This window comes from Pseudoalteromonas sp. BSi20480 (genome assembly GCF_000241365.1).
In the GTDB taxonomy this organism is placed as follows: Bacteria; Pseudomonadota; Gammaproteobacteria; order Enterobacterales; family Alteromonadaceae; genus Pseudoalteromonas; species Pseudoalteromonas marina.
This window is the reverse complement of sequence record NZ_BADX01000084.1, coordinates 1-16,546: the sequence shown is the minus strand read 5'-3', so window position 1 is coordinate 16,546 and position 16,546 is coordinate 1. Positions and strand designations below refer to the sequence as shown.

Below are 16,546 nucleotides of genomic sequence, written 5' to 3'. Positions count from 1 at the left end.
CTAATTTATTTACACACTGGCCTAAATAAGATTTGAAAACTGCAACCTTTACAGAAAAACGCAAATTTATCGTTAAGTTGGGTAAAATGCTTCATAAATACGGTACGCCTGCCTACCGCCTAGAAGCACACTTAATGGAAGTCGCCACATACTTAGGCCTCAAATCGTCGTTTGTTATGTCGCCCACCTCGGTCACTTTTGTTATTTGGACCGACGGCCATGAAGATGAGTATACGCATGTGGCACGAGTTGACCCAGGCGATCATGATTTAGGATCACTTGCCGATACCGACGACCTTGTAAATAAAATGCTTAATGAAGAATTGTCTCTTCAAGAAGTAGACCAACAGCTAGATATAATTTTTGATGCCCCTAACCCTTACAATAAATTAACGACAGGTATTGCATTTGCAACCTCGGGCGGCGCATTTGCAATGCTTATGGGCACCAGTTGGACCGATGTAATTTGGTCTGCGTTACTCACCCTTGTGGTGTATATGTTTGTATTGTGGTCTATGCGCTCTAAACGTGTAGCGCATATGCTTGAACCACTTGTTGCTATTGTTTCAGCAATTATGGCCTGTGCTGTAAGCGTTTATATAACACCCGAAGTAAACATACGCTTAGTGGTGCTTTCTGCCATTATTGTATTTATACCGGGCCTTGCGCTTGCACTTGGATTGGCAGAGCTTGCAGCTCGCCACTTGGTCTCGGGTACAGCAAGAGTAATGGACTCATTTATGTTGCTGTTTAAACTCTATTTTGGTGGCTTTATAGGTATAGGCATTGGCTTTGCACTTTTTGGCCAAGCAGACTTTGTTCAACCGGAGCCTTTACCCAGCTGGACACCTTGGCTTGCTATATTTTTACTGTGTAGCAGCCTAATAGTTATATTTAGAACCAAACTAAAACATGCGGGTTGGTCTATTGCATCAGGCTTTATAGCCTATGGCACAAGTATTGGGTCAGCAATGTATTTAGATTACACATTGGGTACTTTTGTTGGCGCGTTATCGGTGGGTATTTTTAGTAATTTATTTAACCGTGTTGCTAATGCGCCGGCTTCAATTGTGGCAATGCAGGGCTTGATTGTATTAGTCCCAGGTAGCAAAACCTACATTGGCTTAAATTCACTTATTGAAGGCCAAGACTTTATATATGCAGAGCATATAGGCCAGCAAACATTTTTAATATTTATGTCGCTTGTAGCCGGGCTTATATTTGCAAACGTTGCCTTACCGCCTAAAAAAAGTTTATAAAAAGCAGCGCGGTACATTCCGCGCTATTCATTATTTATTTTATCACCTTCATTTAACGCCCTCTTTTGAGCATTAATCGCATTTTTTAGTTTATTAACCTTAGCTTGTTATACTAATCTGGATTTTAAAAATAAAGGATATAACAATGCTTAAGACAAGCTTAGCGCTAGCAATCGGGCTTTCAAGCAGCCTTGCATTTGCGCAATCAGCAATCACAGTTGAAGACATTCCAAAAGTAAAATCGGTAATACAAACAAGTATTAGCCCAGATGGTGAAAGCGTTGCATTTACACGCTCGTTACCACGCAAACTTTACGTTGACGAAAATGGCAGCAATTACAGCGAACTTTACGTTGTAGACGATGAAGGTGTTGAACGCCCATTTATTACCGGCTCGGTTAATATTAAAAGCCTACAATGGTCAAACGACAGCAAAACAATTTACTTTTTAGCAAAGCTTAAAGACGATAAATTTACTTCGCTTTACCAAATTCCTGTTGATGGCGGACAAGCACAAGCAGTTATGTCGTTAAAAGGGACTTCTATTTCAAGTTATCAACTAAGCCCAGACAATAAACAGCTTGCGTTATTAGCGATGCCCGCTGCCGACAAATCAGATAAAGAATTAAAAAAACTTGGTTTTAAAGCAGAAGTATACGAACTAGGTTTAAAAAACAAACAACTCTTTGTTGTTGATTTGGCCAAAGAAGATAAACCATTATCGCCAACAGCCATAAACATTGATAGCTATGTAAGCGATGTTAACTGGTCAGCCGACAGTGAAAAGCTACTCGTTAAAACTCAACCTACAGCACTTATTGACGATCGCTATACTAAATCAATGTGGCACCTTTACGATATTGCTAACGAAAAAGTAACCTTATCGTTTAAAACACAGGGTAAACTGGGCGATGCAGAGCTGTCGCATGATGGTAAATACGTCGCTATTTTAGGCGCAGAAGATCAGCACGACCCAGCAACTGGCCGCTTATTTATTGCTGACACTGAAACCGCAAAAATCACTGAGTGGCTACCTAACTTTATGGGCCACGTCGTTGATTTTGAATGGTCGCATAAGCGTAACACGCTTAACTTTATTGCCAATGTAGGTACGCAAAGCTTTGTTGCCAGTATCAAAGCAGGCTCTAATAAATACAAAAAGTTAGTTGATGAAGGCCAATTTATTGCAACGCAGTTAAGTGTTTCTGACTCAGATAAAACATTGGCACTTCGTGGTAACAGTGCTAAGCACCCTAACGAAGTGTTTATTGTACGTAGTAAAAAAGCAAAGCGTTTAACAGACTCAAACAGCTGGTTGAACGATAAACGTTTTGCTAAACAAGAAACGATTAAACTTAAAGCGCGTGATGGCGTTGAACTAGACGGCGTACTTGTATACCCGCTCGATTACAAAAAAGGCACACGCTACCCACTTATAATGTCAGTACATGGCGGCCCAGAAAGTCACGACAAAGATGGGTGGATCACCAATTACTCTCGCCCTGGTCAAATGGGTGCTGCACGTGGGTACGCGGTATTTTATCCAAACTATCGTGGTTCTACAGGTAAAGGCGTTGATTATTCAAAGCTAGGGCAAAACGATTACGCTGGTAAAGAGTTTGACGACCTAGTGGACTTTAAAAACCATTTAGTCGACATGGGTCTGGTTGACAGCAAACGCGTTGGTATTACAGGTGGCTCTTACGGCGGTTACGCCTCTGCTTGGGGTGCAACAAAACTAACTGAACATTTTGCAGCAAGTGTTATGTTTGTGGGTGTCACTAACCAACTTTCTAAGTTTGGTACCACTGATATTTCAAACGAAATGCACTTAGTGCATGCCCGTTCATACCCGTGGGATAAATGGCAATGGTATTTAGAGCGCAGCCCAATTTACTGGGCTGGTCAGTCAGAAACACCGTTGCTTATTATGCACGGTAAAGACGATCCACGCGTTCACCCTGCGCAATCTATGGAACTCTACCGATATATGAAAGTACAAGGTAAAGATGTACGCCTTGTTTATTATCCAGGTGAAGGCCACGGCAACCGTAAAGTGGCAGCACAATACGACTACAGCTTACGTTTAATGCGTTGGATGGATAACTATTTAATAGAGGGTAAAAAAGACATGCCTGATTACGAAATAGACCACGCAGCAAAACTTAAAGCAGTAAAAGATGCCAATAAATAATTTGTGGTAAGTTAAAATAGTGAGGCCGGCATTGTTGCTGGCCTTTTTTCATTATTTGTAGAACCAATATCCCCTAGCAAGCTCATGCTGTGATAAAATCTAAATTAATTCTTCGCCTCAATTTCATAATTCGACCGCTATGTCTAACAGCCCTTGTTTTACCCCATTTGCTCAACCTGTTTCCACTATTCCTTTACCGGAACAGTTTACTTACCCCTTTTTTTACGAGCCACACCCGTTAACTATTGCAGCAAGCGAACAATTGCAACAGCAGCTCGAAACACTGCCACATTTAAAAGCTGAAAACGCGGGTAAAATGTTTGGCGTGTTAGTGGTTAAAAATGAGCAAAACGAACTGGGCTTTTTAGCTGCCTACTCAGGGCAAGTTGACGCAAACAAAGCCAGTATTAACTTTGTGCCCCCTATTTCAAGTATGCAATTAAACGATGAAAATTACTTAGCTAAAAGTAAAATAATAAATGACTTGAACGCACAAATAGACGAACTTGAAAACAGTGAGCAACTAAAGAGCATTAGCCAATTATTAGCTACCGCCAACGAAGGCTTTGAAAAAGAGCTGCAAGCGCAGCATGCTTTAATGCAAAAAAGCAGAAAAAAGCGTAAAAAACAACGCAGCGACGCTGAAAAAAAATCGAGTAAAACCAAAATTCAACAACTCAAAAAAAAGCTAGCAACACAAAGCATTGAAGAAAAAAAGCAGCTTCAGGCATTAAAGCAAAAGTGGCAAACACAGCTAGTCACACTTGAACAAGCGCATAGCAAAATAAACGATGAACTTGAACAATTTAAAAAAACGCCGAAAAACGCTCTCCAAAAGCTTACAAAAAATACTATTTGCTCAATATCAATTTCTTAATATTGATGGCGAAATAGAAGACCTCAATGCTATTTTTGCCAAATTACCTGAGCATACGCCGGCCTCGGGGGCAGGTGACTGTGCAGCCCCTAAATTACTTCAATATGCGTTTAAACATAACTTAACACCTATAGCCATGGGTGAATTTTGGTGGGGAGCCCCGCCTAAATCTGCGGTTAGGCAGCATAAAAACTACTACCCATCTTGCTTTAGTAAATGTCAGCCTATTTTAGGCCACATGCTAAAAGGCTTAAACGTAGAACCTAGCCCACTGTTGAATAACCCTGCACAAGGTAAAGAGCTTACTGTTGTTTACCAAGATGACGATTTGGTCATAGTGAATAAACCGGCAGAGTTTTTATCGGTCCCGGGCATTACCATAGACGACTCTGTATTCTTGCGTATGAAAACACAATTTCCAGAAGCTACAGGCCCACTTATTGTGCACCGATTGGATATGTCAACCTCAGGACTATTAATTATTGCCCTAAATAAACGGGCACATAAAGCCATTCAAAAACAATTTATTGAGCGCACAATAGAAAAGCGCTACGTTGCTTTAGTCGATGGGAATATAGAACAAGAAAGCGGTACTATAGAGTTACCCCTAACACCAGATTTTGATGATAAGCCGCGTCAAAAAGTGTGTTACCAAAAAGGAAAGCCTGCACTTACAACATGGCAAGTACTTGAGCGAAAAAACAACACAACTCGCTTGCAGCTTTACCCTAAAACAGGGCGCACACATCAACTGCGTGTGCACTGCGCACACGTATTAGGTTTAAACACCCCTATTATTGGTGATACACATTATGGTAAAAAAGCAGACCGGTTACACCTGCATGCTGAGTATCTAGCATTCACGCACCCGATTAATCACGAGCGTTTAGAGTTTAAAATTGATGCTGATTTTTAACTGATAAATACTAAAACCACCATAAATAAGGCTGCTATCACGCTTATACTAGGATTATAGGCGTAGATATTTTTATAAAATAACTTTTATGGTAATGTAATTGGATAATTAATGGTTAACCAATGCTTAATAGAGATTGAAAATGCTAGATATAAACGTCTCTCAAGGCTACAACCTGCTTAAGTTTTTGATTACTAAAAGTATATGGTTAAGGTATAGCCAAAATTTAACTAACCCTACGTTTTTCAAAAAAGCTACACGTATCAAGTTAGTAAGGGCTTAATATGACTAATAACATGCAATTTAAAGCAAGTTACCTATCGGTGTTGGTTAAACAGCTTGTTGTTGTGTTTTTTTTACTCGCCGCCTTTCAAAGTATTGCTTATTCAAACAATTCCACTACCCCTGAGCTCAGTCAGCAAGACGTACGGGCGCTAATTAAAAGTGTAAGAACAGATAAACTTGATTACCTGCAAAACAAAAAACAAATCACTCAAGCTTACGAGCAAAGTAAATTAAAACAGAATGACGCTTTGCATTTAGAAGCTGCAGCCATTTATGCCGAACTGCTTTTTAGGGAAGAAAAGTACGAAAAATTAGATAAACACCTCACTGTTTACTTATCAAATCAGCAATTATCTAAACAACCTGACGTATTACTGCTATTTTTGGAGTCACAATTAAAACTGCTTAGCCTACAAAAAGAACTCCAAAAGGCAAACGATGTTGTTAATCAACTAAAAACACGATTTTCTCAATCCACACCGGCTGAAAAAATCATTATTTTAAGAGCCTTTGCATACTTTTATACCGAAACAGATGAACTGAAAAAAACCTTGAGCGTGGCACTTGACGGATTAGAACTGGCGATGCAAAACAACGATATTGCATCGCAAGGCTATTTTTACAGGAAGATAGCCGATGCGTATAATTATTTAGAAAACAAAGAAAAAGCAATAACATACGCTAAAAAAGCGCTGATCGCATATCAGCAAACTCAAGATGGTTTATATACAGCTAAAGCTTACTGGAGCTTGGGCAATGTATTACTTGAAATAAACAAACCAAACGAATCCCTCATTTATTTAGACAAAGCACTCTCTTACTTTGAATCTGTTAACATGCAAAAAGGACTGTCTTTTGCTCAGTATTCAATTGCTAATATTTTATACAAACAAGAAAACTACGAAGATGCGCTCGCCTTAGCCACAAAAAATATTGAGGTTGCCCACCTAGCCGGAATAGGTGATATGAAACTCGCATCGATGATATTGATGCTAGATATTTATAAAAAACAAGGTTTACTTGAAAAAGCCGATAAAATGAATGACGAAGTATTTTCGATGCTCGATGATTTTAGCCGCAGCATTTATAAAGCCGATTACCTTCAAAAGCGATACCATTTAAAACGAAGCCTCAACAAAACAGACGATGCATTTGACGCAATGGAGCAAATGCTTACATTTATGAAAAAGCATTACGAAGCCACCAGCGAAACAAACATTAAAACGCTGCAAATAAAATTTGAAGTAAAAGAAAAAGAAGAAAAAATACTCCAACTAGAATACGACAAAAACATTAACGAATTACTCGCCAAAGAAGAGTATCAACAAAAAATAATTTGGCGGTTAAGCGCAACAATTGCGTTTATTTTAGTTATTATGTCGTTATTACTTATTTATAAACAAGTACTACAACGTAAAAAATATTATAACATTGCGCTGACTGACTACTTAACTAGCAGTTTAAATCGACGCGGTATTATGCAAAAAGCGGCTCAAAAACTTAAGCAAAGCAATGCTACAATTGCCATTGTCGATCTAGATTTGTTTAAGCACATTAACGACACTTACGGCCACGATGTGGGTGACTCCGTTCTTAAAGCTTTTGCTCGTGCAGCACAAAATACACTTGCTGATGACGACCAATTTGGCCGCTATGGTGGTGAGGAATGGTTATTTATTTTAAACACTGTTGATAAACAAAGCGTTAAAACAACGTTCGATTCTATTGCCAATACACTGATAGATATTTGTAGCGAAATAGAAGGTTTAAATAATACTGAAACCATTACGTTTAGCGCAGGTGCAGCAATTAGCTCCTCTTCTAACCGCTCACTTGAAAAACTGATCATTCATGCTGATGAGCTTCTTTATAAGGCTAAACAAAGTGGCCGTAATCAGGTTAATGTTGAGCAGCCCTAGGCGTATTAAAGCTTAACAAGCACATGCCCCCAAATATGTTTTTAACAAGCACATGCCCCCAAATATGTTTTTAACAAGCTAATTGTAAATAGCTGCACGTGAAGTATTAGCTCGTATTAAAAGTAAGAAATTATTTCATCCTCTCGTCTGTAAAAAATACACAAACAATCCAAAAATATAGCCTAAAATATATAAACTCATTATTTTCAATAACTTGAAATCTGGCACTGCGTTTGCTTAATAGTTATTAAGCAACGTAATTGATTAGGATGATTTATGAATATTTTTGAAGCACTACGTAATGATCATGACAAACAACGCAAACTAGTTGACGCGCTTATTCAAACCAAGGGCGACACAAAAAAACGTCATAGCTTAATGGATGAGCTAAAAACAGAGCTAGAAGAACATGCAAAATTTGAAGAGCGCTACTTTTATAATCCATTAATTTGCGAAGATCTAACGCAAGAAAAAGCACGCCACAGTGTTGCAGAGCATCATGAAATTGATGAACTAATTGAACAACTTGAAGACACCGAAATGAGCTCATCAGCATGGTTAGTAGAAGCTAAAAAACTACACCATTTAGTGCATCATCACTTAGATGAAGAAGAACATGAAGTATTTCAACTAGCAGGTAAAGCGCTGTCTGAAGGGCAAAAAGAGCGCTTAGGCGACAAATACAACGACGCAATGCATTAATCGTACAAGTAAGAATTCATACACCTCCCTGTGTACTTTTGGTTATAAGCTAATTGGCTTATAACCATTTTTTTGTTTGGCTGTTTTATTTAACAGTATATTTTACGTCTTGATCCCGTAATAAATAAAGTGCAAAACACGCTGCCCACATTGGCCACGCAGTAAAAAATAATAAGTTATTAAAGCCATCAATGTACTGATTGTAAGATGAAAGCGTTGATAAGCCGTGCATTATGAAAATAATACCGTAAGTTATACGTTTTTTAATACCTGCTAAAAACGCTAAAACAAGTACTAGCTGCACCGCACCAATAATGTAAGCCACCATATCTGTAGAGCCACTAATCCCATAAAAATGCTCAAAAATACGTGCGCTATGTGCAGGGTTAACAAACTTATCGAACGTCCACATAACCATTACAATAAACACACCTACACGCAAAGATAAAAGTGACCACTGCAAACGATTTTGAACATCACTACTTAAAGAATCCGTCATAAAATTTCCTTTAAAAATATATAAATAAACCAAGAACAGAACAAGACCGTATAAGGTATGATTAATTTCAAACTATTTAGATTTAATCCAAGTAGGTATTCAACAACATTTAAAGCTTAAGACTATAATAAGAATAATTTGCACGCATCCATTCTAAAAATTAAAAAGTTATACTTTAATTGAAAGATATTTTTATTCCTTTCGGTCTTTATCGCCAATAACTAATTACACTAGAGAGACAACCCTTGAAACACGCATACTTAGCACTAACGTTAGCCACCATATTAAACACTCCCCTTGTTGCTTTTGCAGCTGAAAATACGCAAGTAAAAGATTCGATTGAACACATAGAGGTGGCTGGTCAAGTTATAAAGTCTCAAGGTCTTTCTGTTAAAAATGAAACAATTGACGGTCCTTTTGGTGATAACTTAGCACTTCAAGACATAGCACGCTCAGTTACGCCTATTTCAAGCGAACTTATAGAACAGCTTAACATTACTACTTTACAAGATGTATTAGCAGTAAGCCCAAACACATACTCTGCAAGTGGCTTTGGCGCGCCAAGTTTACCTACTATTCGCGGTCAATTGGGTGAGCTTTTTCAAGATGGTACACGTCGTCAAGCAGGTAACAATGGGTTTGGCGTGCCGTTATCGTTCAATTCTGTCGAACAAATAGATGTAGTAAAAGGCGCACCGCCGGTTTTGTTTGGTTCAAGCCAACGCAACGGTGGATTTGTTAACTTACAGTCAAAAGTAGCGTCAACGGACGAAAGTAAAGGCAAAGCGAGTTTATCGGCCGGTCGTTGGGACCAATACAGTGCGCAAATAGATTACACTGCGCCAATTATTAAAGACAAAGTCGGGTTTAGAGTAAGCTATGAACACCTTGACCATGGCAGCTATTACGATTATTCAGGTACTAAAAGCGACAGTTTATTTGCAGCACTACGCATTTTGCCAGACGATAAAAGCACTTGGGATATTAACTTTGAGCTATACCAAGTCGAATTTACCGACAACGCCGGTATTAACCGCCCTACCCAAGCTTTAATTGATGATGGCCTTTATATTACTGGCCAAGGCGTGCAAGCAAATGGCAGTACAGTACCGGCGGCGGGTTCGATTGTGTCGCCTACTGGGCAAGTAAACATTGATCGCAGCACTGTACTTACAGACCCTGATAACCAAAACGAAGCTACAACCTATTTAATTCACAGTATTTATAAACGTGAGCTAAGTGAAAATGCCTCACTTAAAAACATCACCTACTTTCAACATTTACAGCGTGAAGAGATTGCCCAAAATAGCTTTGTTGAAATTATTGACGGTGCCGACACGGCGCAAAATCGAACAGAACTAACGTATAGTTGGAACGACGAACAACAAACTATTTTTGCTTTTGACGTACGCTATAACAAAGTGCTTGGCTACAGCCAGTTCACCACAGAGGCCGACTTACCTATTGATTTAACTGGCCCATTATCAAATCGCCGCATTCCTTTAACAGACGCACAAAAGGCACGTTTGGTTGAGCTTCGCCCGGGTGTGTTCGTATCACCTGGTGCACAGTACGATATAGATAACGACGGTAGCGGCGACTTTAACCTATCAGACACCACTGACTCTCGTTCATGGCAAACAGGTTTTGCTATTCAGCAAGACTCGGATTGGACAGATAAACTTCATACAAGCGTAGGTTACCGGGTAGATTATTATGATGTAGAAGCACGTGATCCTATTGCACCACAAGGCCAAACTGCAGCAAGTGATAGCATTAACGACACACTTCAGTCAGGTCAGGTAAGCTTTAATTACAAACTAAATGCTGATTTCACAGGCTACGGTGCTGCAAGTTATAACGAGGCCACATCAAATAGTATGGCTGGCGGTAATGTGCTGGGTGGCGGCAACGTGATTAGTGCACAAAACTTTGCAACAGAAAACACACTCGTAGAATTTGGTTTAAAATACGCTCCAACCGACAGCGACTGGTACGCTGATGGCGCGGTATTTAGCCAGCGCCGTAGTTTACGTAATCGCGATGGCAGCAATACAGGTATTCGTACCACAGGTTTTGAAAGCCAAGTATTTTATGATGCTTACCCTTATTGGCTAAGTGCGGGCTACAGCTACATAGATGCCCGCTACGATAACTCTGCAAGCAGCCAAGATTCAGCTCAAGTCGCTGATGCGTTTGATAACTCACGCCCAGACATTATTGCTGGTACGGGCGTTGGCGCGCCAAGCTTTACACCATTTGCACCGTCAAACAGTCAAGTACAAGGTATTCCAGAGCAATCGTTTAGTTTTAATGGTAATTATTCAATTACCTCGAAATGGCAAACTGGTTTTTCAGGTCTATATACAAAGAGTTACCCATTAGACTTTTTACAAACAGTTAAAATTCGTGATCAATACACGCTAAACGTAAATACTAGCTATGCATTTACGCCTAGTACCAAGTTACGTTTAGATGTAAATAACATCACAAACCAAAAAAATTGGCGTCCTGTTTTTGAAGGCGGCTACTTTGGCGCAACCTTGGCATTCCCTGAATTGCCAATAAATGCCAAGCTGACTCTGACTCATAAGTTTTAATATTTATGAATATTTAGCTTTAAAGCTTAAATATACATAAATTTGCTTCTTATAAAGCGAGGTAAAGCCTATGTGGTGTGGTTATTCCTCATAGGCGTTAAAGTAAAATTAATGCTAAACAGGTTCAGCCCAAAGGATTTACCTAGTGCAATCCAAAAAGGTTAATAGGCCCTAATTAAGAGAGAGAACATGATAAAAAAATTATTATTAATAGTGATTGCCGCCGCTGCTATTGGCGCGTTCTTTCATTTTAATTTACACCAGTTACTAACACTTGATGGCTTAAAAGGGTCAATGGATCAATTTGATCAGTACAAAGCACAGTCGCCGTTGCTTGTTATTGGCGGCTTCTTTTTGCTTTATGTGGTAGTAACGGCTCTCTCTTTACCGGGTGCTGCTATATTAACACTGGCCGCAGGTGCATTATTTGGCTTAGTTGAAGGCTTATTGGTTGCCTCGTTTGCCTCTACGGTAGGTGCTACGCTTGCCTTTTTAGTATCGCGTTACTTACTACGCGATACAATTAAACAACGTTTTCCTGAGCGCTTAGACGCTATTGACGCAGGCGTTGAAAAAGAAGGTGGGTTTTACTTATTTACCCTTCGTTTAGTACCCGTATTCCCGTTCTTTTTAATTAACTTACTAATGGGTGTTACTGCAATTAAATCGTGGACCTTCTACTGGGTAAGTCAGGTAGGTATGCTCGCAGGTACTTTTGTATTTGTAAACGCGGGTACGCAACTTGCGCAAATCGAGAGCTTATCTGGCATTTTATCGCTCGATCTTATTTTATCATTCGCTTTATTGGGTGTGTTCCCTTTTATTGCTAAAGGAATCCTAAACGTGTTTAAAAAACGTCGCGTATACAAAAATTACACTAAACCTAAAAAGTTCGACCGTAACATGATTGTTATTGGCGCAGGTGCTGGCGGCTTAGTGACAAGCTATATTGCAGCTGCGGTTAAAGCCAAAGTAACCCTAATTGAAGCCGGCGAAATGGGCGGCGACTGTTTAAACTACGGCTGTGTACCAAGTAAGGCCGTTATTAAAAGCGCTAAAATTGCCGAGCAAATTCGCCACGGTGAACACTACGGCTTAGAAAACGCCACACCGCAGTTTTCGTTTAAAAAAGTAATGGCACGTGTACATAAAGTAATTGCCGATATAGCACCACACGACAGCGTTGAACGTTACACAAACCTTGGTGTAGATGTAGTTAAAGGCTACGGTAAATTATTAGACCCGTGGACTGTAGAAATTAAGCTTAACGATGGCGGCACACAAACATTAACAGCCCGTACTATTGTTATTGCCACTGGCGCACGCCCATTTGTACCGCCATTACCTGGTATTGAAGAAACTGGCTATGTAACAAGCGATACATTATGGACTAAATTTGCAGAGCTTGAAGAAGCCCCTAAAAAGCTTGTTGTACTTGGTGGTGGTCCAATTGGGTGCGAACTTGCACAAAGTTTTGCACGCTTAGGATCAAGCGTTACGCAAATTGAAATGAGCGAACGCATCATGATCAAAGAAGACCTAGAGGTGTCTACCTTTGCTCACGAAGCGCTTATTGAGAGCGGCGTAAACATTTTAACCTCGCATCAGGCACTACGCTGTGAAGCGCGCGACGGTAAAAAGTTCATTGTGGTAAAACATAACGATACCGAAATCGATATTGAATACGATGAGCTACTATGTGCTGTGGGCCGAAGCGCTCGCCTTAAAGGTTACGGCCTTGAAGAGCTTGGCATAGAAACTAACCGCACTGTAGTCACTAACGAATACCTTGAAACGCTTTACCCTAACATTTTTGCCGCTGGCGATATTGTAGGCCCTTATCAATTTACGCACGTAGCCGCTCATCAGGGCTGGTACGCAGCAGTAAATGGCTTATTTGGTAATCTTAAAAAGTTTAAAGTCGATTACCGTGTTATTCCGTGGACTACGTTTATTGACCCAGAAGTAGCACGTGTTGGCTTAAACGAGCAAGACGCTATTGATAAAGGCATTGACTATGAAATCACTCGCTTTGAATTTGAAGAGCTAGACCGCGCCATTACCGACAGCGCCACCAAAGGCTTTATTAAAGTAATTACACCAAAAGGCAAAGACAAAATACTCGGTGTCACAGTGGTATCTGAGCACGCTGGCGATTTAATAGCTGAGTTTGTACTGGCAATGAAACACGGTTTAGGCCTTAACAAAATACTGGGTACTATTCACAGCTACCCTACTTGGGCTGAAGGTAACAAGTACGCAGCAGGCGAGTGGAAACGCGCTCACGCACCTGAAAAAGTACTTAACATGCTTGAAAAATACCACACATGGCGCAGAGGCTAATATGTTTAAAACACCTTTAAAAGCGCTATTGTTAGGGTCTGCTTTGCTTGCAACATCGTTTGCAAGCAAAGCTCAAAATATGCACGAGGGCTGGAATACATTATTAAACAACCATGTTGTGGCTATAAACCATGGCCACAGCACTGAGGTTGATTACGCAGCAATAAAAGCTAAGCACAGCGAGCTTAAAACCTATTTAGATTCGCTATCGGCTGTTACGCAAAATGAGTTTGATACATGGGAAAAACCTAAGCAGCTGGCGTTTTTAATTAACGCATATAACGCCTTTACTGTTGAGCTTATATTAACAAAATACCCAGATCTTAAGTCAATTAAAGATTTAGGCAGCTTTTTTAGCTCACCATGGAGCAAAGAGTTTGTGCCATTACTTGGTAAAACTCGCAGCCTTGATGATATAGAACATGGTTTAATACGTGGCAGTGGTAAATACAACGACCCACGTATTCACTTTGCTGTAAATTGCGCAAGTATTGGCTGCCCAGCACTACGTGAAGAAGCCTACACAGCCACTGATTTAGAAAGCCAATTGCAAGCGCAAACGGTACGTTTTTTATCAGACATGACCCGCAATATAGCGCAAGATAACACGCTAAGCGTGTCTTCAATATTTAAGTGGTACGGCGATGATTTTGAACAAGGCTTTAAAGGCGCAAACTCGCTGCAACAGTTTTTTATGCAATACCCTAAAGCACTAAAACTGATACTCGCTCAGCAAAAAGCGCTTAAAAATAATGACATGAAAGTTAAGTTTTTAGACTACAACTGGGATTTAAATGCTCGCCAATAAATTTTGGCAAACATTATCGCGATACAGCTTTTGCTGTGTCGCGTTTTGCATTTGCCTTGTTATTAGCTTTAAAAGCCTAGCAAGTACACAATTACAAAGCCGTTGGCAGCAAGTTGAAAGCTTAGGCAAAGACCAAAGCGTATATTTTTATGCATGGGGTGGCGATGCGCAAATAAATGCGTATATTCAATGGGCTGCACAGCAAGTAAAAACCAAATACAACATTAACTTAGTACACGTTAAACTAAGTGATACCAGCGAAGCGGTAAGCCGCGTACTTGCCGAAAAAGCAGCAAACAATAACGATAAAGGCAGCGTAGATTTAATTTGGATAAACGGTGCTAACTTTGCCACCATGAGCGAGCACTCGTTATTACTTAAACAATGGGCTAATAAGCTGCCTAATTATAGCTACACCGACCCTAGCAATAACCCCGCTGTTAATTTTGATTTTGGAATACCCACCAACGGGATGGAAGCTCCTTGGGGCCAAGCTTCACTCACCTTTTACTACGACAGTTTAGCAATTGACGGCACTGCAAATAACACACTACCAACAACTCTTAACCAATTACTTAGCTGGAGCGCACAAAACCCAGGGCGATTTAGCTACCCAAAGCCCCCTGATTTTTTAGGCATGAGCTTTTTAAAATACGCGCTTGTTATGCTACATCAACAAAGTGATGATACACTTAAAGCGCAGTTAAATCAGCCAGCTACTGCACAAAACACAGCCCAAGTATTAAACCCATTATGGGACTTTTTAAATAAGCTGCACCCAACGCTTTGGCGCGGCGGTAAACACTTTATGCAAAGTGGTGCACAAATGCGCCGCTTAGTCGGCGACACAGAGCTAAGCATAGCGTTTACGTTTTCAGCACCCGAAGTGCCCGCCGCTGTTAAACGTTATGATTTACCAAAAAGTATGCGCAGTTATGCAATGCAAGATGGCAGTTTAAGTAACACCCACTTTGTAGCCATACCTTATAATGCAAGCCACCAGCAAAGTGCGCAGTTAGTGGCTAATTTTTTATTAAGCCCAAAGGCGCAAGCTCAAAAACAAAAAGCGCCTATATGGGGCGATAAGAGTGTACTTATTCAGTCAACGCTAACACCACAGCAACAAGCCTTATTTAAAACAACTCAGCCGCATCCAAGCGCGCTGCCTTTGAATAGTATTAAACGCACGCTAAGTGAGCCACACCCAAGCTGGGTAAACGCTATTATGCAAGGTTGGCAAACACGTTTTGGAATAAGCCAATGAGTGTTGTTTCAAATAAGTTAGCAGCAAGCCCAACGCTTAAACCACATAAAAGCGCCGATATGTTTAGTAAATTAGTTAAATTAAGTCCACGCTTTTTACTGGCATTACTAATTTTGCCGGTAATAGGGGGCTTAATTAGCGTGCTATTACCCGCTTTTGGCTATGCGCCGGTACTTGAGCACACAACACTTGGCCTACATGGCTTTACTATGCTCATGCAAACACCCGGCCTAACACACATGGTTATGCTAAGTGTTGGCAGCGGATTAATAAGTACCTTACTTGCCTTTATCATAACGTTAATGATTTTAGCGGCATTTTTTAATAGCCCGTGGCTTAACCGTATTCAGCGTTTACTCAGCCCAATACTCGTAATACCCCACGCAGCAGCAGCTATAGCGGTTGGTTTTTTAATTGCTCCTTCGGGCATGATCTCGCGCTTAGTATCGCCTTGGCTTAGTGGGTGGGAACTTGCGCCTAATGGCATGTTTCCGCATGACGCGTTTGGTATTAGTATAATTTTAGGCTTAACGCTTAAAGAGTTGCCTTTTTTACTGTTAATGGCGCTAGGTGTGCTTGCCCAACCTGAGCTTGGCAAAAAGCTGCGCCAGCAACATAAAGTCGCGCTTAATTTAGGCTACTGCCCTATGACTGCTTTTTTTAAAGTGATACTGCCAAGCCTTTACCCATTGCTGCGCCTACCCATTTTAGCCGTATTGGCTTATGCCAGTGCAAGTGTAGAGATGCCTCTTATTTTGGGGCCAAATACCCCGCCAACGCTTGCAGTTGCTATTATGCACTGGTTTAACGATGTAGATTTAAACCTGCGTATTAAAGCCTCTGCGGGGGCACTATTGCAGCTTGTACTTACTGGCGGTTT

General features: G+C 40.4%; 10 protein-coding genes and 1 pseudogene. 10 read left to right on the top strand and 1 reads right to left on the bottom strand.

The window, feature by feature from the left end; genetic code table 11:
* Positions 1-32: 32 nt before the first annotated feature.
* The 5 genes and pseudogenes from P20480_RS09120 (at position 33) to P20480_RS09135 (ending at position 8,152) form a co-directional block, all read left to right on the top strand.
* Positions 33-1,259 (top strand): threonine/serine exporter family protein, encoded by a 1,227-nt coding sequence (locus tag P20480_RS09120; protein WP_008129681.1) that lies wholly within the window; start codon positions 33-35, stop codon positions 1,257-1,259.
* Positions 1,260-1,404: 145 nt separating this feature from the next.
* Positions 1,405-3,453, top strand: coding sequence for a S9 family peptidase (locus P20480_RS09125; protein WP_008129677.1), 2,049 nt, complete (start codon positions 1,405-1,407; stop codon positions 3,451-3,453).
* Positions 3,454-3,592: 139 nt separating this feature from the next.
* A pseudogene (locus tag P20480_RS18095) lies at positions 3,593-5,246 on the top strand (RluA family pseudouridine synthase).
* A gap of 284 nt (positions 5,247-5,530) precedes the next feature.
* Positions 5,531-7,450: a tetratricopeptide repeat-containing diguanylate cyclase gene (locus P20480_RS09130; protein ID WP_008129670.1), complete on the top strand. Its 1,920-nt coding sequence runs from the start codon at positions 5,531-5,533 to the stop codon at positions 7,448-7,450.
* Between the two features lie 276 nt (positions 7,451-7,726).
* The gene (locus P20480_RS09135; protein WP_006792655.1) at positions 7,727-8,152 is read left to right on the top strand and encodes a hemerythrin domain-containing protein; all 426 of its coding nucleotides are present in this window, start codon (positions 7,727-7,729) and stop codon (positions 8,150-8,152) included.
* A gap of 85 nt (positions 8,153-8,237) precedes the next feature.
* On the opposite strand, the gene P20480_RS09140 is transcribed toward P20480_RS09135, so the two are convergent.
* Positions 8,238-8,651, bottom strand: coding sequence for a hypothetical protein (locus P20480_RS09140; protein WP_008129668.1), 414 nt, complete (start codon positions 8,649-8,651; stop codon positions 8,238-8,240).
* 245 nt (positions 8,652-8,896) lie between these two features.
* On the opposite strand from P20480_RS09140, the gene P20480_RS09145 reads away from it, so the two are divergent.
* The 5 genes from P20480_RS09145 to P20480_RS18090 all read left to right on the top strand — a co-directional run.
* Positions 8,897-11,251, top strand: coding sequence for a TonB-dependent receptor (locus P20480_RS09145; RefSeq protein ID WP_008129666.1), 2,355 nt, complete (start codon positions 8,897-8,899; stop codon positions 11,249-11,251).
* Positions 11,252-11,440: 189 nt separating this feature from the next.
* Positions 11,441-13,594, top strand: a complete 2,154-nt coding sequence (locus P20480_RS09150) for an FAD-dependent oxidoreductase (RefSeq protein WP_008129664.1) — start codon at positions 11,441-11,443, stop codon at positions 13,592-13,594.
* A gap of 1 nt (position 13,595) precedes the next feature.
* Complete coding sequence (locus P20480_RS09155) at positions 13,596-14,402, top strand: DUF547 domain-containing protein (RefSeq protein ID WP_008129661.1); 807 nt, start codon at positions 13,596-13,598, stop codon at positions 14,400-14,402.
* Positions 14,389-15,666, top strand: coding sequence for an ABC transporter substrate-binding protein (locus P20480_RS09160; protein ID WP_008129659.1), 1,278 nt, complete (start codon positions 14,389-14,391; stop codon positions 15,664-15,666). Before P20480_RS09155 ends, P20480_RS09160 begins: the two co-directional genes overlap by 14 nt.
* Positions 15,663-16,546: ABC transporter permease family protein (locus tag P20480_RS18090; RefSeq protein ID WP_033025448.1), on the top strand; the 884-nt coding region annotated here is incomplete at its 3' end. The genes P20480_RS09160 and P20480_RS18090, both read left to right, overlap by 4 nt.

Excerpts from the sequence above, each read along its gene's own strand:
- P20480_RS09160 (WP_008129659.1), top strand. The coding sequence starts at position 14,389 with ATGCTCGCCAATAAATTTTGGCAAACATTATCGCGATACAGCTTTTGC.
- P20480_RS09140 (WP_008129668.1), bottom strand. The coding sequence starts at position 8,651 with ATGACGGATTCTTTAAGTAGTGATGTTCAAAATCGTTTGCAGTGGTCA.
- P20480_RS09130 (WP_008129670.1), top strand. The coding sequence starts at position 5,531 with ATGACTAATAACATGCAATTTAAAGCAAGTTACCTATCGGTGTTGGTT.
- P20480_RS09150 (WP_008129664.1), top strand. The coding sequence starts at position 11,441 with ATGATAAAAAAATTATTATTAATAGTGATTGCCGCCGCTGCTATTGGC.
- P20480_RS09135 (WP_006792655.1), top strand. The coding sequence starts at position 7,727 with ATGAATATTTTTGAAGCACTACGTAATGATCATGACAAACAACGCAAA.
- P20480_RS09125 (WP_008129677.1), top strand. The coding sequence starts at position 1,405 with ATGCTTAAGACAAGCTTAGCGCTAGCAATCGGGCTTTCAAGCAGCCTT.
- P20480_RS09155 (WP_008129661.1), top strand. The coding sequence starts at position 13,596 with ATGTTTAAAACACCTTTAAAAGCGCTATTGTTAGGGTCTGCTTTGCTT.